Consider the following 19,798-nt stretch of genomic DNA (forward strand, 5'->3'; position numbering starts at 1 on the left):
TGGGGCGGCGGGTCAGGCTACTTCTTGGGGGCCGCGGGCTTGGCGGCGGGCTTGGGCGCGGGCGCCGCAGGCTTGGCCGCGGGGGCGCCGGCAGTCTCGCTGGCGTCCAGGCGCTTGGCCACCTCGGACGTGAAGCTCTCCATCCAGGCCTTGTCGCCCCAGGAGAGGACCTGCACGGCCTGGTCCGAGAAGACCATCTGGAGCTTCTGCTCCTTGGCCAGCTGCTCGACGATGGGGCCGGCCAGCTTGGTGATGGCCTCGCCCACCTTCTTCTCCACGCGCTGGTACTCCTGCTGGCTGTCCTCCTGCATCTTCTTGGCCTCGAACTCCAGGTCCCGGTACTTCTTCGCCAGGGCCTCCTTCTTGTCGGGGTCGATGCTGGGCGAGTTCAGCTGCTGCTGCAGGGTCTGCAGCTCCTGGCCCTTGGCCTGGAGCTTCTCCTGGAGGTTCTTCCCGGTGATCTCCAGTTCAGAGAAGATGGCACCGGCCTTCTTGGAGATGCGGACCAGCTGGTTGATGCTGAAGAAGGCGAAGCGGGGAGCCTCCTGGGCCGCGGCGGGCGCGGCGAGGGCGGCGGACAGGCACAGAGCGGCCACGGACGGGGCGAGCAGGCGCATGGGGGATCTCCAGGGCGAAAGAGCCATTGTAGCGTGGGATGGGGCCCCTCGCGGGAATCAGAAGGTGGTGCCGATGGAGAACTGGAAGTCGTTCCGGCCCTCCGTATCGAAGGGGTACGGATTCAGCTTCCGGGACCAGATCAGGCGCAGCGGGGCCGGGCTGATGGGCAGGAAGAACCGGAACTCCAGGCCCGCCGAGCGCAGCAGGGTCGGGTTCGTGTAGGAATACTCGTTGTTGCTGAGGTCCTTGTAGGTCACCAGGTCCTTGCTGAAGATCTTCGTGCCGCTGCCCCAGGCGTTGCCCGCGTCATAGAAGAAGACGAGCCGGAACTGGTCGGCGATCTTGAACTGGTACTCGAAGTTCGCGATGAACTGCTTGTTGCCGCCCACCACCACGGGCTGGCCGTAGTTGTCCAGGAGGACGCTGCCCACCTGGCCGTAGCGGTAGCCGCGGATGCTGTTCTCGCCGCCGGGCCGGTAGAGGTCGTAGAGCGGGAGCTCGTCGCTGCCCATGTTCTGGAGGTAGCCGTAGCTGAGGTTGGCGGCGAAGATGTGGCGGTCGCCGATGTTGGCGAACTTGGCGAAATCCCAGGTGGCGCGCAGGAAGGGCTTGTCGCCCCCGAACTGCCAGCCGCCGTATTCCAGGCCGAAGGACACCCGGGTGCCCTGGGTGGGCTTGAACTGGTGGTTCACCGTGCTGAAGGTCAGGCTCTGGCTGAAGGTGGACGTCAGCTGGTTGCCCATGTCCCGGAAGTAGTAGTTCCGCCCGCCCTCGATGCGGATCAGCCGGAAGCTGTAGCCCATGGAGTAGGTGGTGAAGAAGGCCCAGGGCTGGTTGGGGAACCAGTTGCTCAGGCGCGCGCCCACGGACACGCCGAGGCTGCGGGTGAACTGCTTGTAGGCGTTGGCGATGCCCACGCGGGAAGCGTCGTAATCGGCGGACCCGTTCGACACCGACGTGGAGAACGAGTACGGCAGGTCGAAGACGAAGGGCTCCGTGAAGCCAACCGAGATGTTCTTCGAGAACTTGCCGCCGTTGTAGCTCACGGACAGGGTCTCGCCGCCGCCGCCGAGGTTGCGGGTGGAGAAGCTCACGCCCAGGGAGAAGCCGAACAGCGACCCGTAGCCGCCCTGGAAGAGCAGCTCGTTGACGCCGGCCTCCTCGCCGCGGATCACCACGTCCACCTGGGGCTTGTCCGGCACCAGGTCCACCTTGGGCTCGGAGTTCTTCACGTCGAAGAAGCTCAGCTGGCTGATGCCCAGCAGCGAATCCTTGAAGAAGTCCGTGCGGAAGAGGTCGCCCTCCTTCAGCATCATGCTGCGGCGGAGCACCTTGTCCTTGGTCGTCAGGTTGCCTTCGAACTCGATGCGCCGGACCGAATACTGCTCGCCCTCGTCCAGCTTCAGGAGGGTGTCCACCTTCTTGACGCCGTTCTCCTCGCGGATGTCGAACTTCTTCTCCGCGCGGAAGAGGATGTAGGCCTGGTTGCTGTAGGCCTCCTTGAGCTTGTCCACGGTCTGGTTCACCGCGTCCAGGTCGAAGGGCACCGGCTTGGCGCCGGGCTTCGGAGCCTCCAGCGACGGCCGGATGTTGAAGAACTTCTTGAGGAAGGAGTGGTTGTCCCGCTTCACCTCCGCGTACTTCATCGGATAGTAGGTGTCGCGGAAGAGCTTGCCGCCCTCGGCCTTGAAGGTCCCTTCGAAGAACTGCTCGCCCTCGAGGATGGGAATGGTGAGGGTGGCGCGGAGGTCGTACTTGGGGGACTTCGCCTCCTTGATGCGCTTCTCGTTCTTCTTCTTCTGCTTCTCGGTGGTCTTGTCCTCCACCTCGAGGACCGGCTTGCCGACGAAGACGTCCTTGTAGCCCAGCCTCCAGTAGGCCTTTTTGAGATTCTCCAGGTCCTCTTCCATGTTCTTGTCCACCAGCAGGTCGTGCGTGGTGAGCCAGCTGAACATCCAGTGCCGGCGCGTCTTCTTCATGACGCTCCGCAGCTGGGCGCTGGAGAACACTTTGTTCCCACGGAATTCCACGCGGTAGATCTTGGCCTTGCCGCCTTCCTTGATGTCGAAGACCAGGCGGGCCACGCCCGGGCCCATGGGCTCGAGGGTGATGTCCACCACCGGGTTCCGGAACCCCTTCTCGCCAGCCTGCTCCACGATCTGGTTCTTGATCTTGCGGGCGGCCTCCGGGTCGTAGACCGTGTCCGGATTGATGGTGAGCTTCTTCTCCTTGATCTTGTCCTTGATGTTGGTGATGCCCACCTCGGTGCCGCCGCGGTAGTCGATCTCCTTGATCAGGGGGCGCTCCTTGATCCGGATGACCAGCTTCTTGCCGCCCGGGGCGTCCTCCACCTCGAGCTTGACGTCATCGAAGGAACCGCTGGCCCAGAGCTTCCCCATCACACCGCTGAAATCGATGTTCCGGAGGTCGTCGCCCACCTTCACGCCCGACTTGAAGATCACCGTCTCGGCGGTCTGCTTCTGGGCGCCGATCACCTCGATCTTGACGATCGGCTCGATGTCCTGGGCCGCCAGGGAGAAGGAGAACCCCGCAGCCAGCAGCAGGGGAAGCACGCCGCTCCACCACCGGGGCTGAGTCCGGTTCCATTCCATGTTCCGCTGCGTCATTCAGGCGCTCCGACCAGATGGGTTTCCTGGCCAGCGGCCACGTCTCCGGAATCAGACAGGGTTGGGACGAGCTTCTCGCCCACCAGATCGAACTTCACGAGTCCCGAGGGCACCGTGTCCTGGCCCACCATCAGCTCGGCGAGGGGATCCTCCACCTGCTTCTGGATGGCCCGCCGCAGCGGCCTCGCCCCGTAGGCGCGATCCCGCAGGGTGGTCTTCACCAGCCAGTCGCAGGCGGCATCCGTGAGAGACACGGAGAGCTTGTGCTTCTGGAGGGTGACGTTGAGGTCCTCCACCAGCAGGCGGACGATCTTGCGCAGCTCGTCGTCGCCCAGGCGGTTGAACACCACGATCTCGTCGATGCGGTTGAGGAACTCGGGCGGGAAGGTCCGCTTGAGCACCTTCATGGCGTCGCCGGACTTCGCGTCGGGACGGGCGTCCTGCTCGACAAAGCCGAGGTTCTTCTCCGCCAGCAGCTCCCGGCTGCCCACATTGGACGTCATGATGATGATGGTGTTCTTGAAGTCCACCAGGTTCCCGAAGGCGTCCGAAGCCTGACCGTCGTCAAAGATCTGCAACAGGATGTTGATCAGGTCGGGATGGGCCTTCTCGATCTCGTCGAAGAGCAGGACGCAGTACGGGTTCCGCCGGATGCGGTCCGTGAGCATGCCGCCCTCCTCGTAGCCCACGTACCCCGGAGGGGCCCCGAGCAGCTTGGAGACCTCGTGCTTCTCCATGTACTCGGACATGTCGAAGCGGATCATCTTCTTGGGATCGCCGAACAGGAAGGCAGCCAGGGTCTTGGCCAATTCCGTCTTGCCCACGCCCGTGGGGCCCAGGAACAGGAAGGAGCCCATGGGCCGGTTGGGGTTCTTGAGGCCCGTGCGGGCCCGGCGCACGGCGCGGACCACGGCGCTCACCGCCTCGGGCTGGCCGATGACGCGCTCATTGAGCCTGGGCTCCATGTTCACCAGGTTGGCCTTCTCGTCGCCCTTGAGGGCCTTCACGGGAATGCCGGTCCAGCTGGCCACCACGTCCTCGATGTCCTGCTCGGTCACCTCGGGGAAGCGCGCGTAGTCCTCGTCCGTCAGCTCGCCCCGGTCCTTCTGCAGCTCCTCGCGCAACTGCAGCTCCTTCTGGCGGAGCAGCACGGCCTTCTCGAAATCGCGGCTGAGGACCGCCTCGTTCATCTCGTTGATGACCCGGTGCAGCTCCTCCTCGTGGGACTGGCCCTCGGCGTCCTGGCCACCGGGCCCCACGCGCAGCTTCACCCGGGCCCCGGCCTCGTCCAGCAGGTCGATGGCCTTGTCGGGCAGGAAGCGGTCCGTGATGTAGCGGTTGGACAGGTAGACCGAGGCCTCCATGGTCTTCTGGGCGTAGCGCACCCGGTGGAACAGCTCGTAGCGGCTGCGGATGCCCTCGATGATGCGCAGGCTCTCGGCCTCGTCCGGGGGGTTCACCGTCACGGGCTGGAAGCGCCGGACCAGGCTGCGGTCCTTGTCGATGTACTTGGCGTATTCCTTGTGCGTGGTGGCGCCGATGCACTGGATCTCGCCCCGGCTGAGCGCCGGCTTCAGGATGTTGGCGGCGTCCAGGCTGCCCTCGGCGGCGCCGGTGCCGATGAGGCTGTGGATCTCATCGATGAAGAGCACCACGCTGGGATCCTTGCTGGCCTCGGCGATGATGGACTTCAGCCGCTCCTCGAACTGGCCGCGGTACTTGGTGCCCGCCACCACGAGGCTGAGGTCCAGCGCGTAGATGCGCTTGTCCACCAGGCTGGGCGGCACCAGGCCCTCGTAGATCTTCTGGGCCAGGCCCTCCACGATGGCCGTCTTGCCCACGCCCGCCTCGCCCAGCAGGATGGGGTTGTTCTTCCGGCGCCGGCTGAGGATCTGGATGATGCGCTCGACCTCCTGCTCGCGGCCGATGAGGTTGTCGAAGATGCCGCGCTCGGCCATCTCCGAGAGGTTGCGCGCGAACTCGGAGAGGAGCGGGTGCTCCTTCTTCTTCTTCGCGATCTTCTCCTCCTTGGTGCTCTCCAGCAGGATCTCCTTGGCGGCGATGAGGTCCGCCCCCGCCTCAATCAGGAGTCGGCCGGCCAGGCAGCCCTCCTCCTTGAGCATGCCCAGCAGCAGGTGCTCGGCCCCCACGTGCTTGTGGTTGAGCTTGGCGCTCTCCGCCGTGGCGTGCTGGAGGATGCGCTTGACCTCCTCCTCCATGGGGATGTCGATGCTGGTGCTGCTGGGGGTGATCTTCTTGTCCCGCGGGGTCAGGGCCGCCACCAGGCGCTCGCGCAGGGCACTCACGTGCACGCCCATGCGCTCGAGCAGCTGGGTGCTGGTCTTTTCCGACTCGCGGAGAAGCCCCAGCAGGAGGTGGCCGCTCTGGATGCTTTCCGCACCGAACTGGCTCGCCTCGTAGCGGGCGAAGAACATCACGCGTCGTGCTTTTTCAGTGAATTTTTCGAACACGGGACACCCTTTCGGGTTAGGTGCGGATCGCCCTTACGGGGGATTGGATGGCTCCGAAGCCAGGATGGTTCCGGGGCGGCCTACCAGGGTAGCGCCTTCCACCCCGGTTGTCCCGGCCACGCTGGGACAGAACCGAGCCCCTGACCCGGGCAGAGCCCCGCCTCCACCCGGGACAGAACCCCCTCGCGACGGTAGACTGGAGGGCTGGGAGGGCGACATGAGCCTGGTTAGGACCAATCTGGCGATCCTGGGGCTCCAATGGGGGGATGAGGGCAAGGGCAAGGTCGTGGACCTCCTAAGCCCCAAGTTCCAGCAGGTCGTGCGTTTCCAGGGCGGCAACAACGCCGGCCACACGGTTGTGGTGGACGGCCAGAGCATCGCACTGCATCAGGTGCCCAGCGGCGCCCTCCACCCCGGCTGCTTCCTGGTGGTGGGCAACGGCGTCGTCCTCAACCTCGACGTCTTCCAGCAGGAGCTGGACCGCCTGAAGACCCGGGGCTTCGACCTGGGCGGCCGGCTGATGCTGTCCGACCGGGCCCACCTCATCCTGCCCCACCACATCGCCCTGGACCTCTGGCGCGAGGGCGGCGCCAACAAGATCGGCACCACGGGCCGCGGCATCGGCCCCGCCTACGAGATGAAGGCCGGCCGCATGGGCGTGCGCCTGGGCGATCTGCTGCACCCGGAGACCCTGGCCGACCGCATCCGCCCCGGCTACGAGGAGGTCCGCCTGCGCCTGGGCGCCGAAGCGGCCAGCCTGCCCGCCCTGGAAGCCATCGTCGAGGGCCTCCTCCGCACCGCCGAGCCCCTCCTGCCCTACATCGGCGACACCCAGAGCCACCTGGTGGCCGCCTGGGAGCGCGGCGACCGCATCCTCTTCGAGGGCGCCCAGGCCACCCTGCTCGACATCGACCACGGCACCTACCCCTTCGTCACCTCCAGCAACTGCAGCCTGGGCGGCCTCTTCACCGGCACCGGCCTGCCTCCCAAGGCCCTGGACAAGATCCTGGGCATCGCCAAGGCCTACACCACCCGGGTGGGCTCCGGTCCCTTCCCCGCCGAGATGCACGACGCCACCGGCGAGCGCCTGCGCCAGGTGGGCAAGGAGTTCGGCACCACCACCGGCCGGCCCCGCCGCTGCGGCTGGTTCGACGCCCCCATCACCGCCCACGCCTGTCGCACCAACGGCGTGGATGGCCTGGCCATCATGAAGCTGGACGTGCTGGACGGCCTGGATGAGGTGGGCCTCATCGTGGGCTACCGCACCGGCGAAGGCACCGTCACCACCAAGCTCCCCAGCTGCGCCGCCGACTGGAAGGACCTGAAGCCAGAAGTGAAGCTGTTCAAGGGCTGGGCCAGCACGCGGGGCATCACCCAGCACGGCCAGCTCCCGGACGCCGCCCACGCCTACCTCGAAGCCTTGGTCGAGAGCGTCGAAGTGCCCATCGCCTACCTCAGCACCGGCCCCGATCGCCAGGAGGGCTGCATCTATCCCGGGACCTTCCTGGAACCGCTCCTGGCTTGACCATCAGCGCTATCGCAGGCACACTGGTCGTCCTGCCCATTCAGGCATCGCACGCTCGCGTGCACCGCGCGCTCGAGGGCTCGCGGGCCTGAAGCCACCGGCAAGGGCCCTTAGCTCAGCGGTAGAGCAGCGGCCTTTTAAGCCGTTGGCCGCGGGTTCAAATCCCGCAGGGCCCACCAAGTTCCACCCCATGGGGCTATCGTCTAGGGGTCAGGACACCGCCCTTTCACGGCGGTAACACGGGTTCGAATCCCGTTAGCCCTACCAGAAAAGAGCCTAGAGAAATCTAGGCTCTAATTGTTTTTAATCGACAAACAAACTGGTCAAAAATTGACCGCGCTCCACAAAACGCTCCAATTCGCCCCCCAAATGACCCCTGGGGGCCGTGAATTCTGTTCTTCAGGCTTCCACCTCTGGTTACGCCTGCCTCAGCGTCTTCCCATGGCCAGCTTCGCCACCTGGTAGCGGTCTACAGGAGGAGTCTGAGGTGCCCCACGGACATTTTCTGTCCAAACGGCTGTGGCAGGATGATCTAGAACCAAGTCCGTTCTTGAGATGCCTGCGTGAGCTACGACCCCTTTGATGGCGTGCTGCTGAACGACCCCCGACCGCCTGTGTCGGGCGCCGTCAGCCTCATGCTGCACCTGCGGGCGGCTCGGAGATTGGCCAAGGCCCAGGGTCGCACTACGGGTCCCAGCCTAGATGCTCTGGAGGCACGCGCTCAGGCCTGCCGGGAACTGCTGGCGCAGGGCCTGCTGCCTTCAACCCTCAGGGAACTGCAAAAGCATGGGCTGGACCTGGGGCTTCCCAAAGCCGCCCACAGCCTGGCCAGCGTGCTTGCTCACATGGAGGCCTACCTCAAGGAGGTGGAAGCGGGCGGCTACCTGGAGCCGGACCTGGCCCTCTGGCAGGCCGTGGACCTGGAACTGGCCGGGAAGCGGGGACTCTGGATCGAGCGGACCGAAGCAGATGGGCCGCTGGAGGCCGGGCTCCGCGACCTTGTGCCCACGCGTCTTCGGGCTTTGGCCTGCGTACCTGGCCTGGGTGGTGCCACATTCAGGCTCGCGGCCCAAAAAGGCGGCGAGGCCTCCGGCCTCTTCGGCAGCGCCCAGCCCCTCGTGGCGTGGTTCCTTGATGGGCTCGAAGCCCATGGCGACAGACTCCCCAATGCCCTCGACCTTTCTGAACCGGAGGGCTGGGGATCAGCCCCCTGGTCGCTCGCTCTGGAATCCCTGTTCGAGGGGCCACTGGACCTGAAGGACCATGCGGACACGTTCCAACGGGGCCTCGTCGAGGGCCCCCTCGACCTGCTGCGTCATGCCATCGAGCAGGTCTGCGTCTGGCTGGACACTGGGATCCCCCCTTCGGAGATCACCCTCATCCACCCTGAACCTCAGACGGTGGCCGCCTTCCTCGCGCCCCTGCTGGCAGAAGAGGGTGTGGCCCTCCACGTGCGCGGCGGCCTGCTGCCCCTCATCGCAAGTGAAGCCTGGAGTCCGCTCTGGACCCTGCTCATGGGCGTGCAGCGGCTGGACCCCTGTGCCGTTTCCGCAGGGCTCCGCGCATCCAAGCGCGACGACCTGCGCCACTGGGCGGACGCCCTGGCTCTCGCGGACCAGAGCGGGGCGCTCGCGTTTGAAGGCAGCTTCATGCACCTGCGAGACCGCGTGAAGGAGTACGCCCAAGGCATCTGGCAGGAACTGGCCGCACTGAGGACCACCACCCAGACCGCCCACCGATGGGCCGAGCGCCTGGAATCTCTGGCCACCACGCTGCGTCTGCCCATGGATCCCGACGATTTCTATTCCCCGCTGGGCCTGCTCAAGGAGGCCTGGGGCAATGAGACCTGGAGCTTCGCCGACATGCTCCTGGCGCTGGAGGCTTTCCTGGACACGGCACGCAGCAGCGAGATCCCCCGAGCCGTGGAGGGCCTGCGCCTCGTGACCCCAGGCACGATCCTCGACGACTGGAACGGCGCGCGGGCTACCCTGATCCTCGACCTCTCCGAAGGTGCCTGGCCCAGCCGCCCCGCCGAGAACGCTGACCTGGACGGCGACCGCAAGGCCGCCATAAACCGTGCGCTGCTCGCCTGGAGTCAGGCGGAGCCGACGGCCACATTCCCCCCTGCTCTGCAGCGGTTCTGGCTACCCCGCAGCGAACACGGCGACCAGATTCCACGCGCCTTCCAGCGGGAGGCCTACGCCTTCAACAAGGTGCTGGCCATGACCCGTGAGCGCCTGGTGGTGCTCAGTCCTGCCCAGGATGAGGATGGCCGCATGAAGTCCCAGGGGCCCTTCTGGACGGCACTGGAGGGCGCGGCTCCGTGGCGTCCTGAACCCGCGCTGCACAGCCGCTTGCGCTGGCGATGGGAAGGCCACGATCAGTCACCTCAGCACCAGACACGGGCCATCGCCGCCCAGGCCCGCCCAGCCAACGAGGCGCTACTGGCGGAAGCGCCGGACTCCGACCGTGCACCGGGACTCCGTGCCGCCTGGCTCAAGGGCCAGGACAGCGCCAGCCCCACGGCGCTCGAAGGCCTCGCCAAGTGCCCCTTCCGCTCTCTCGCTGAGCGGGTGTGGGGCCTGCAGACCTTCGATGCGCGCACCCGGATGTCCATGGCCGTGGGCATCCTCGTCCACCACATCATGGAAGAGGCCTTGGCACCCTTCGTGGGCATGGAAGACTGGCCCGCCGCCTTCCAGACGGCACTGGGCCTGGGTTCTGAGGCCGGAGCCGATGACCTCATCCCCCACCTGCAATCCCTCTGGCAGGACCACCAGGACCAGTGGCTGATGGAACTGGACCGCCACATCCCGCAGGAGCAGTGGCCCCAGGCCGTGCTGCGCCTGGAGTCCCTGCTCCCCAACCTGGCCGCAGGCATGCTGCGGGATGTCCGAGCCGAGGCCCCCGAGAAGGGGGAATTCGCGTTGCTCGACCCAACGCGCCTGTCCGCTCCGAAGTCGAAGAAGCCGTCAGCGCCCCCACCGGAGACCTGGCGCCGGACACTCCTGGCCCTCGAGGGCAGCCTGGGACCGGTGCCTCTGGATATGGGTGATGGGCGTTCCTTGGCCGTCAGTGGCAAGGTCGATCGTATCGAGCGCTGGACCAGTGACAGCCTCTCCTTCCTACGCGTGGTGGACTACAAGACCTCGAAGGAAACCTACCTCAAGGCCTACTCCGAGGACGACGCCCCCTTTGCATCGCACCTCCAGACCCCGCTCTACATGCTTCTTGCGGAGCAGGTCTACGAGGGCGAACGGGCCACGGCGGTGCTCTTCCCCCTGAGTGACGAGGAGCCGAAGCCCTTCACCAAGCACTTGGCCACCCTGGCCGAAGCCGGACCCGATGGAGCCTGGCGCGAGAAATTGCTGACGAACCTCGCCCGCTTCGATGCGCGGCTGGAGTCGGGGGATTTCCCGCCGACTCCCGGCGAGCACTGCAGCCAGTGCCAGTTGGCGGCCCTTTGCGGGCGCCCCGTGGACGTGACCGTCGAGACCGATGGGGAGGGGGACTGACATGCGCACCCTCGACCTGAGCGATCCCCGTATCCTCGACCAGTCGCTGGTGGTGAGCGCCAGCGCGGGATCCGGGAAGACCTTCACCCTCACGGTGCTGGTCACCGCCCGGCTGGGTCGTGGGGATATCCACCCCTGGGAAATCCTCGCCACCACCTTCAGCGAGGCATCCGCAGCAGACCTCCGCGAGCGACTGCTTCACCCCCTGAATCTGCTGTCCGCCCTGGATGAGGCCGAGTGGAGGCACCTGCTGCCCCACCTCGACGCGCCTGTGGCCAAGGACCTTGAGGCCATCCTCAAGGACCTGCCCAGCATCCAGCACCTGAAGAAGTCTGCCGGGGAGGTGGCCCAAGCCGCCACCCACTGGCCGGGCGCACCCTGGCTCGGCTCGCCCGCCAAGGCCCGCGCCTACTGGCGCCGCCTGCGGCGGGAAGCCGAGCTGCTGCAGGTGTCCACCATCCACAGCCTGGCCATGCGTGTGCTGAGCAAGGGCGAGGGCAGCAGCGACACCATTCTCGATGTGCGTCATCCCTCCCTGCTGCGGCTGCTGCGACTGACGGTGCGCGAGTCACTGACCCTGCCCTCTGGTCATGCCGACGAAGTGCCCGCCCGATTGCTGCTCGCCTGGGCTGAGCAGAACTGGGAGGAATTATCCCAGGGTTTCGACAACCACCTGGATGCCCTTGGGCACCTGACGGGTGAAGACCCCAGCCACCACCTAGATGCGTTGAGGCGTGCCCTGGCTGCAGCCCGGACCGCGCTGACACCCTTCGCCGCAGATCCTGAGCTGGCCAAGCATCCCAGCGGCAAGGGCCTCCATAACTTCAAGAAGGAGAACCTCCTCCCAGTCCCCGGCGACGGCACTGATCTACAGATGAACCTCCGCTGGGCCCAGGCCCAGAGCGGGCGCGTGTCGAACCCGCCCCCTGCCTACTACTCCGACGCCTTCTGCGACGCGATGGCGACCCTCAAGCCGGTGGCCACCGCGCTGGAAGCCTGGCTTCGCTGCCTGCTGGTGAATGCACTCCAGCGCTTCGATGCAGAGAAGCAGGCCCAGGGGCTGGCCACCTTCGGCGATCTGGTTCGCAAGGCCTTGGACAGCCTCAAGATCCACGGACTGGAGACTCCCGCGCCAAAGCTGCTTCTGGTGGATGAGTACCAGGACACTTCCAAGGTGCAAGATGCCTTCCTCGAGGCCCTTGGCGCCGAGCGCATGGTGCGGGTGGGCGATGTGAAGCAGGCCATCTATGGCTTCCGCGGCGGCGATCCCGACCTGCTGCGGGACCGGCTGGCCGCGGCTGGCGAGGGTGCCCTCCGCCTCGCTTCCAACTTCCGCTCCACGCCAGAGATCGTGGCCCTGGCCAACACCTATGTGGACCAGGTCTGGCCCCAGTTGGATCCCTCGGTTGGTGATCTAGACGGTGCCCAGCTACCCATCGCCGCACCCGGGCCTCCGGTGGGGTTGGTCCGCACGCCTGCGCCACCCTCTTCGGGCGACCTTCCGGCACTGTCGGATTGGATCTCGGGCCTCTCCCGAGAGTCCGGCTGGACCGATTCCATCGGCGCTCCTGTGAAGCCCGGAAGCCGCACTCGGGCGCTCCTGCTCAAGCAGCGCACCCGCCTGCCGGGCCTCCTCCAGCGCCTCAAGGCCAAAGGAATCCAGCCCTACGTGGTGGCCAAGGAGGGTTTCTGGGACAGTCCCGGCGTGCGCCTCGTCCTCGCGGCCCTGGAGGCTGTGGCGCACCCAGAGCGACCCATCCCCTGTGCGGCGTTGCTGCGCCAAGTGGCGGGCCTGACCGATGCCGAGCTGGCGGCCCTGGCCCAAGGCGGCGAAGGCCGTCCTGGGCTGCCCGGCCTGGGCCAATTGGATTCCGAATGCCTGCCGGAAGCACATCGAGACGCCACCCGATTCCTCCTCGACCTGAGGCAGGCCTCCACCCAAACCATCGCAGGCCGCCTGCTACGACAGGGAGCCATCCTCCAAGCCATCACAGCCCTGGAAGTTCATGGTGCGCTGGAGCCCCTGCGGGCACGGCGCAACCTGGCGGGGCTGTTCGCCCGGCTCCAAGACCTGCCCGCCAGCCCCTCCGTGGCATTCGCCCTGCTGGATGATGAGCGGAATGGCCTGGAGCAGGGCGATCTGCCCGCCTCCGTGGAAGACGCCGACCTGCTCATCCAGACCGCTCATGGCAGCAAGGGACTCGAATACGACGACGTCATCCTGCCCCTGCTCAACGTGAACCCGCGCAGTTTCCGAAAGGGTGACCTGCGCACGTGCCCCGGGACTGGCGAGTTGCTGCTCGCTTGGAAGCTGGGGAAATTCACGGGACGCGCCTATGACGACCTCAAGCCCTTGGTGGAATCTAAACAGAAGCGCGACGAACTCAACCTGCTCTATGTGGCGCTCACGCGGGCCAAGGGGCGGCTCTGCCTGCTGCTCCAGGAGCCGAAGGATCCCAAAGATCCCAAGCCCCCCAGCGAGTTCAAGACCTGGGCGAAGTGGGGGCAGGTCCTGGCCAGCACGCACCCGAATTGGAAAGCACTGACAGATCCACCGACGCCACTGCCAGTGCCGACACCGGTCGCCCTCAGGCCGGACTTACCGCCTTTGAGAACGGCCCTAGCCGATTTCACCTTGCCTACGGATGCCCATGACGACCTTCCTGGGGATACCCGCAGCAAGGCCCGCCAGGACGGTGAAGCCATGCATGCCTTCCTCCGGGATCTCCTGGTGCGCTGGGAGGATCCGGAAGCCTTCCAGGACTGCCTGGCCGCCACCCCACCAGTCGCCCACGCCCGCGAGAATGCCCTGCGCTTCCTGGAGCAGTTCGAGGCCATGGGCTGGCGGCACCTTCGCCGACGCACCGAATTGCCCCTCGCAGGTGCCGCCAGGAGTGGTGGGCTTGGACGCGCGGATCTTGTCGTTTGGGGCGAAGACTGCATTCACCTTCTTGACTTCAAGCACTCCAAGTCCTTCGGGGACGAGGAACTTGCGAGTTACCGAGACCAACTCCATCGGTATGCCACAGCTCTGGCGGAACGGGAGAGGGTGCCCGTGACCTCTTGGCTTGTGCCAATTCGTGGCAGCGGTTGGGTCAATCTGGATTAGCAGACTTCTTCGGTTCGAATAAGGACGGAAATCGCTACCCACACAGCCCGCACCTCAAGGGGAGGAGTCAATCCTGCGGGGCCAACCTCCGAGCCGTTACACACGCATGTCTGCATGAGCCAGGGAGGCGGGGCCAAAGCCTGATCGGATGGCCACAGCAGCGCAAGCTCACCGCTTGAAGACATGCCCTTGGTGCCAAGACGGATACGCCATTCCGCCACCTCCTGTGGACAGGACGAGCCTCTGGGTGCAGGCTTCCCTTGCACCGGGATCACGGTGCGCGGGGAGCCATGTCATGTCTGGTAAGGAAGACGAAGGTACCGTTCTGCGGACCCTGGCCGAGTTGTACCCCACCCTCAAGGACCTCAGAACGGCCGCACCTCCGGAGGCCGCGGGCTTCCTGGCCCACACCCGCACGAACTCGGAGAAATGGCCCACCGAATCCTTGATCGAGGGATACCTGGACGCCATTCCCTGAGGCACGCGCCACCCGCTCATTCGATTCAATCGGCCCGACCATGAACATCACAGATCCGGACGCCTGCGCCTCGCTCCTGGCTGAAGTCCGCGCCTGCACCCTGTGCCGGGACGAGCTGCCCCTGGGGCCGAATCCGGTCCTCCAGCTGCATCCGGTGGCCCGGATCCTCATCGTCGGCCAGGCGCCCGGGAGGAAGGTCCACCGGTCCGGCCTGCCCTTCGATGACGCGAGCGGCCAGCGCTTGCGCGCGTGGCTGGGAATCAGCCGCGAGGTGTTCTACGACGCCGAACGGATCGCCATCCTGCCCATGGGATTCTGCTATCCGGGCACGGGGACGTCGGGCGACCTTCCGCCGCGGCCCGAGTGTGCGCCGGCCTGGCGCACACAGCTGCTCGGACACCTGCCCAACCTGCAGACCACCCTGGTCATTGGGCAGTACGCCCAACGTCACGAGTACGGAGCGGGAGCCGCCTCTCTCACCGATCTGGTGCGCAACTGGAGGAAGGACTGGCCCCGCCTGGTCCCGCTCCCCCATCCCAGTCCCCGGAACAACCTGTGGCTGCGCCGCAACCCATGGTTCGAAGCCGACGTGCTGCCCTCCCTGAGGACCCTGGTGGCGAGGCTGGTGTGAAGCCGCCTGAGCCTCAGGGCCAGCGGTAGACCATGGCGTTGATGCTCATGCCCGCACCCACGGAGGCGAACACGACGATGTTGCCGCTCGCCAGGGTGTGCCCTTCCAGCTGGCCCCTCACGATCAGATCGAGGAGGGTGGGCACGGTGGCCACGGAGCTGTTGCCCAGCCAGGAGACGGTCATGGGCATGATGCCCGCGGGCATGTCCGCCCTGCCGTAGAGCCGGAAGAGGCGCTTGAGGATGGCCTCGTCCATCTTCCCGTTGGCCTGGTGGATCAGCACCTTGTCCACGTGCTCCAGGGAGAGCCCCGCCCGCTCGAGGCTCAGGCGCACCAGTCCCGGCACGGTGGCGATGGCGTATTCGTAGAGCTTCCGCCCCTGCATCTTGATGTAGAGCTGGCGATCGCCGCCTTCGAGGTCGAAGGAGGGACCCATCTTCAACAGTCCGGCGTGGTCGAGGGCGTCGGACCGGGTGGCGTGCGCGAGGATGCCCACGGGCGCGTCATGGGCCTGGGCCTCCAGCACCACGGCCCCGGCGCCGTCCGCATAGATCAGGCTGTCCCGGTCGACGGGATCGGACACGCGGGAGAGGGTCTCGGCGCCGATCACCAGGGCCCGCTTCGCGTCCCCCGAGCGCAGGAAGTAGTCCGCCTGGATCACGGCCTGGACCCAGCCGGGGCAGCCGAAGGGCAGGTCGTAGGCCACGCAGAAGGGATTGGCGATGCCGAGCCTCGCCTTGACCCGCGCGGCCAGGGTCGGCACCAGGTCGGGCTGCCGGCTGCCCGCGGTCACGTCGCCGAAGTTGTGGGCCACGATGACGTAGTCGAGGGTCTCCGGGTCGATGGCGGCCGAGGCCAGGGCCTTCTGCGCGGCCTCCAGGGCCAGGTCCGAGGCGACCTGATCCTCCGAGACGTAGCGCCGTTCGGCGATCTCGGTGATCTCCCGGAACTTTCCCACCATCCGCGCCGTCTCGTCCGCGGGATAGGGCCGCCCTTCACCTTCGAAGAAGGCCTGGCCGAGGAACGCCTCGTTCGGAACCTTCCGGGAGGGGATGCAGCTGCCCGTGCCGGTGATGACGCTTCGTACCTGTGCCACCCGTTCTCCTTGCGGCAGACGAGCCGGAAATGCCGAATACAACCAGTCTACTTCCCATGACTTCCACATCTCCCCGAAATTCCCGAACCTGCCCTCGGATCGGAGATCGGTCAGCGGGGCGACTCGGTTTCCGCCGGGGCGGGCTTCCCCGCCTCCACATGCCGGCAGGCCATGCAGCGGTGGACGAACTCGCCGCGGCGGGTGCTGGGGAGGATGCGCAGGGGCTGGCCGCACTTGGGGCAGGGACCGCCGTGGACCTGCGGCGCGGGAGCATCCTGGAGCTCGGTCACGATGCCGGAGACGAAGCCCCGGATGTCGGCCATGAAGGCCCCGCGGGATTCCTCGCCGCGGCGCATGCGCTCCAGGCGGGCCTCCCAGCTCCCGGTCAGCTCGGCGCTGCGCAGGGCTTCGCTCGGCAGCCCCTCGATGAGCCGGATGCCTTTCTCGGTGGGAAGCAGGACGTTGCGCTTGCGCTCGATGTAGGCGCGCTTGATGAGGGTCTCGATCATGTTGGCGCGGGTGGCCGGCGTGCCAAGGCCGCAGTCGCGCATGGCGCCGCGCAGGGCCTCGTCGTCCAGCTCCCGGCCCGCGCCCTGCATGGCCGCCAGCAGGTCGCCCTCGCTCATGCGCTTGGGGGGCGTGGTCTTTCCTTCCTTGGGGTGGAGGGAGGCCACATCCACGGCTTCGCCCTTCTTCACCGCGGGCAGGCCGCCTTCGGCCTCCTCGTCGGCATCCTCCTCGGCTTCGGCCGGATCGGCCGCCTTCTCCGCCTTCTTCCTTCGGTGGGGCGGATCCACGGCGGACCAGCCCTCCTCCTTCACCACGGTGCCACTGGTCTTGAAGGTCTCGCCCTCCACCTCGGTGATGATCGTGGTCTTGGCCTCCACCCGGTCCGGGAAGTAGGCCGCCAGGAAGCGCCGGGCGATGAGGTCGTAGATCCTCAGCTCGTCGCCCTCCAGGCCCCGCGCGGGTTTCTCCGTGGGCACGAGGGCCGCGTGGTCCTCCACTTCCTTGTCGTTGACGAAGCGCTTGTCCAGCTTCACGGGCCAGCGCTTCCGGAGCTCGTCCAGGAAGGGCTGCAACTCCGCGAGCTGGCCCTGGGCCAGGGCCTTGATCCAGTGCGGCGCCTTCTGGGCATCCGCCTCCGTGAGGTGGCGGCTGCTGGTGCGGGGGTACGAGATGAGCTGCTTCTCGTAGAGGGCCTGCGCCAGGGCCAGGGTGCCCTCGGCCGTGAACCCGAAGCGCTTGTTGGCCTCCTTCTGCAGGGTGGTGAGGTCGTAGAGCAGCTCGGGCTTCTTCTTCTCGGTGCGGCCCGTGGCGCTCTTGATCTTCCCCGGCTTGCCCGCCAGCCGCGCGGCGAGGGCCTTCGCCTCTTCCTCGGTGGCGAAACGCTCCTGGGTCTGGCCGTCTTGATCCTTGAACCAGCGGCCTTCGTAGGTGCCCTCCGGATGCGCGAACCGTGCCCGGAGCGTCCAGAAGGGCTGGGGCTTGAAGTTCCGAATCTCCAGCTCCCGGCGCACCAGCAGGGCCAGCGTGGGCGTCTGCACACGGCCCACGCTCCACACGCCCTCCTCCGGCCCGGCCCGGCGCATGCGCAGGGTCTGGGCCCGGGTGGCGTTGATGCCCACCAGCCAGTCCGCCTCCTGGCGGCTGCGGGCGGCGTCGCGCAGGCCCGCGTAGGCCTCGCCGGGCTTCATGGCGCCGTAGGCCTCGCGGACGGCCTCGGGCGTGAGGCTGGAGGTCCAGAAGCGCAGCACCGGCTTGGCGCAGCCCGCCAGCCGGTACACCAGGTCGAAGATCAGCTCGCCCTCGCGCCCGGCGTCCGTGGCGTTCACGACCTCGGTGATGTCCTCGCGGTTCAGCAGCCGGGCCACCACGTCGAACTGGTCCCGGGTCTGGGCGATGGGGGCGTAGCGGAAGGCCTCCGGAAAGATGGGCAGCCGGTCCCAGCGCCAGGGCTTCCAGGCCGGGTCGTAGCCCTCGGGATTCAGGGCCTCCACGAGATGACCCACGCACCAGGTCACCACCAGGCCGTTCCCCTCGAGGAGGCTCCGGTCCCGCCCGGTCACGCCCAGGGCCTCCGCCAGGGCGCGGCCCATGCTCGGTTTCTCGGCGATGATCAGGCGCAGGGGAGGCTCCCGGGAGCGAGTCCCATTGTAGGGGGCGGGATCGGATGATCTACAGCCCCAGCGCCTTCGGCAGCCGCGGGCTGGAGATGAGGTCCACGAAGGCGGCCCAGCGGCGGGCGGGGTCGGCCACGGTGCCGCCCTGCCGCTCCACCCAGCCCCGCACCAGGTGCTCGCCCAGGTTGTAGTTGATGACGTAGCTGCGGTAGGTGTCGATGAAGCGCAGGCGCTGGGCGGCCTGGGCCGGGGTCCGCAGCGAGTAGCGGACCAGGAAGGCCTCGGCCTCCTCGCGGCGGAGGTGGCCGTCCAGGTAGCCGCGGGCGGCCTCGTTGTCGGCGAAGGCCAGGAGCTTCAGCTCCGCCTGCACCCGGGCCCAGGGCTCCGCCTCGGCGGGATCCAGGCCGGCCAGGGGGAAGAGCACATCGCGCTCGAAGGCCAGGCGCGCCTCGCCGGGGAAGGCCACCTCCACGCCGAAGTTGGCCGTGCCCTCGGCAATGAGGGACTGGGGCGAGAAGAGCGGGTAGGCGGTGAACTCCACCCAGCCCTGGCCCGCCGGGGGCGCCTGGGCGAAGCGCTGCTCCAGGAGCGCGTTGTAGACGTGGTGGCCCGGGTAGCCCTCGTGGGCGGCCAGGTCCAGGGCGCGGTCGATGGCGATGGGCAGGTCCAGGTTCACCTGGATCACCGAGCTGCCGCCGCCCTGGTACCAGTTGTAGGCGGACCAGGCCTTGCCCCGCACGTACTCCACACGGAAGTGGTCCGAGGCCGGCAGCGTCGCGTGACGCCGGGTGCGCTCGCGGGCTTCGGCGATGGCGGCCTGGAAGACCGCATCCACCCGGTCCCCTGGAATGAGCACCCGCGTCCGGGCCGCCTGGTAGCGGTCCTGCACGGAGCCGGCGCCCCCGAGCGCCTGGTCCAGTCGCGCCAGGGCCGCCTCGAAGGTGGCTTCCGGCGTGCGGGGCGGGCGGACCTGGTAGAGGGCTTCAGCCTCGTCGTCGAAGCTGAAGTCCTGGCCATCCAGGCGGGCCAGGTGGGCCGCCACGGCCCCCAGCTGCCCCAGGAGGTAGTCGCGCCGCGGGGCCTCGCCGGGCGGGACCTCGGCCGCGGCCACACCGTCCAGGATGCGCCCGGCCTCCGCCCTCAGCGCCGGAAGGGGCCGCGGATCCCCGGCCTCCGCCTCGGCCTTCCAGGCCGGGGGTCCGTAGTAGGCGTCCACGAAATCGGCGTCATGGCGGCCCACCGCCAACACCAGCCTCACATAGTCCGTCGCCCACCCTGAAAGCGCCATGCCAGCCGAGGCCTCCCGGCCTTCGACTCTACCTGGACAGGGGTCATTTCCCGAGGAAGTGCTTCACATCCTCCACGGCGGGCCCCACGGCCAGGACCGCCTCCTTGAGCCGTTCGCGGGAGATGCTGAAGTAGATGGCCCAGTCCCGCAGGTCGTAGGGGTCCTCGACATGGATCAGTTCCTGGCTTTCGGACGATGGGATCTGCAGGTTGTCGGGCACAGAACCTCCTGTGGATCGATTCCGCACCCGGGCAAGGGCCCAGATGCGTGTCCATACGTGGGATCCTAGGCCCCGCCGGCCGGCGGGGCGAGATTTT

General features: G+C 67.2%; 12 protein-coding genes and 2 tRNA genes. 7 read left to right on the forward strand and 7 right to left on the reverse strand.

Annotated features, from left to right (window positions below):
- Window positions 1–17: 17 nt before the first annotated feature.
- Genes MLE64_RS13840 through MLE64_RS13850 form a run of 3 tightly spaced genes read right to left on the reverse strand, consistent with a single transcriptional unit; the run spans window position 18 to window position 5,716 of the window.
- Window positions 18–617 (reverse strand): OmpH family outer membrane protein, encoded by a 600-nt coding sequence (locus MLE64_RS13840; protein WP_243318514.1) that lies wholly within the window; start codon window positions 615–617, stop codon window positions 18–20.
- Window positions 618–674: 57 nt separating this feature from the next.
- Complete coding sequence (gene bamA / locus MLE64_RS13845) at window positions 675–3,245, reverse strand: outer membrane protein assembly factor BamA (protein WP_243318515.1); 2,571 nt, start codon at window positions 3,243–3,245, stop codon at window positions 675–677.
- A complete protein-coding gene (locus MLE64_RS13850; protein WP_480031561.1) occupies window positions 3,242–5,716 on the reverse strand; it encodes an ATP-dependent Clp protease ATP-binding subunit in 2,475 nt (824 codons plus the stop codon). Before MLE64_RS13850 ends, bamA begins: the two co-directional genes overlap by 4 nt.
- 217 nt (window positions 5,717–5,933) lie before the next feature.
- Here MLE64_RS13850 and MLE64_RS13855 point away from each other — a divergent pair, with 217 nt between their 5' ends.
- The 7 genes from MLE64_RS13855 (at window position 5,934) to MLE64_RS13885 (ending at window position 14,974) form a co-directional block, all read left to right on the forward strand.
- The gene (locus tag MLE64_RS13855; protein WP_243318519.1) at window positions 5,934–7,241 is read left to right on the forward strand and encodes an adenylosuccinate synthase; all 1,308 of its coding nucleotides are present in this window, start codon (window positions 5,934–5,936) and stop codon (window positions 7,239–7,241) included.
- A gap of 104 nt (window positions 7,242–7,345) precedes the next feature.
- A tRNA-Lys gene (locus MLE64_RS13860) sits at window positions 7,346–7,420 on the forward strand.
- Window positions 7,421–7,433: 13 nt separating this feature from the next.
- Window positions 7,434–7,508: transfer RNA gene (locus MLE64_RS13865), tRNA-Glu, on the forward strand.
- Between the two features lie 296 nt (window positions 7,509–7,804).
- Complete coding sequence (locus MLE64_RS15985; protein ID WP_243318521.1) at window positions 7,805–10,756, forward strand: PD-(D/E)XK nuclease family protein; 2,952 nt, start codon at window positions 7,805–7,807, stop codon at window positions 10,754–10,756.
- Window position 10,757: 1 nt separating this feature from the next.
- Window positions 10,758–13,865, forward strand: a complete 3,108-nt coding sequence (locus MLE64_RS13875) for a UvrD-helicase domain-containing protein (RefSeq protein ID WP_243318523.1) — start codon at window positions 10,758–10,760, stop codon at window positions 13,863–13,865.
- Window positions 13,866–14,160: 295 nt separating this feature from the next.
- Window positions 14,161–14,343 carry a hypothetical protein gene (locus tag MLE64_RS13880; protein ID WP_243294466.1) on the forward strand — a complete coding sequence of 61 codons (183 nt, stop codon included), beginning with the start codon at window positions 14,161–14,163 and terminating at the stop codon, window positions 14,341–14,343.
- Window positions 14,344–14,383: 40 nt separating this feature from the next.
- Window positions 14,384–14,974 carry a uracil-DNA glycosylase family protein gene (locus MLE64_RS13885; RefSeq protein WP_243318525.1) on the forward strand — a complete coding sequence of 197 codons (591 nt, stop codon included), beginning with the start codon at window positions 14,384–14,386 and terminating at the stop codon, window positions 14,972–14,974.
- Window positions 14,975–14,987: 13 nt separating this feature from the next.
- Here MLE64_RS13885 and MLE64_RS13890 read toward each other — a convergent pair whose 3' ends face one another.
- The 4 genes from MLE64_RS13890 to MLE64_RS13905 form a co-directional block, all read right to left on the reverse strand.
- On the reverse strand, window positions 14,988–16,070 hold the full coding sequence (locus tag MLE64_RS13890; RefSeq protein WP_243318527.1) for a 3-oxoacyl-ACP synthase III family protein: 1,083 nt from the start codon (window positions 16,068–16,070) through the stop codon (window positions 14,988–14,990).
- 110 nt (window positions 16,071–16,180) lie between these two features.
- A complete protein-coding gene (locus MLE64_RS13895; RefSeq protein WP_341482291.1) occupies window positions 16,181–18,199 on the reverse strand; it encodes a DNA topoisomerase 3 in 2,019 nt (672 codons plus the stop codon).
- Window positions 18,200–18,248: 49 nt separating this feature from the next.
- Complete coding sequence (locus MLE64_RS13900) at window positions 18,249–19,481, reverse strand: hypothetical protein (protein ID WP_243318532.1); 1,233 nt, start codon at window positions 19,479–19,481, stop codon at window positions 18,249–18,251.
- A gap of 43 nt (window positions 19,482–19,524) precedes the next feature.
- A complete protein-coding gene (locus tag MLE64_RS13905; RefSeq protein WP_243318534.1) occupies window positions 19,525–19,701 on the reverse strand; it encodes a DUF3606 domain-containing protein in 177 nt (58 codons plus the stop codon).
- Window positions 19,702–19,798 lie beyond the last annotated feature (97 nt).

It is taken from the genome of Geothrix paludis, from assembly GCF_022808815.1.
GTDB classification, from domain to species: Bacteria; Acidobacteriota; Holophagae; order Holophagales; family Holophagaceae; genus Geothrix; species Geothrix paludis.

Bases quoted from the DNA above. Each gene is read 5' to 3' on its own strand.
- MLE64_RS13875 (WP_243318523.1), top strand. From the start codon at position 10,758: ATGCGCACCCTCGACCTGAGCGATCCCCGTATCCTCGACCAGTCGCTG.
- bamA (WP_243318515.1), bottom strand. From the start codon at position 3,245: ATGACGCAGCGGAACATGGAATGGAACCGGACTCAGCCCCGGTGGTGG.
- MLE64_RS13855 (WP_243318519.1), top strand. From the start codon at position 5,934: ATGAGCCTGGTTAGGACCAATCTGGCGATCCTGGGGCTCCAATGGGGG.
- MLE64_RS13880 (WP_243294466.1), top strand. From the start codon at position 14,161: ATGTCTGGTAAGGAAGACGAAGGTACCGTTCTGCGGACCCTGGCCGAG.
- MLE64_RS13900 (WP_243318532.1), bottom strand. From the start codon at position 19,481: ATGGCGCTTTCAGGGTGGGCGACGGACTATGTGAGGCTGGTGTTGGCG.
- MLE64_RS13840 (WP_243318514.1), bottom strand. From the start codon at position 617: ATGCGCCTGCTCGCCCCGTCCGTGGCCGCTCTGTGCCTGTCCGCCGCC.
- MLE64_RS13885 (WP_243318525.1), top strand. From the start codon at position 14,384: ATGAACATCACAGATCCGGACGCCTGCGCCTCGCTCCTGGCTGAAGTC.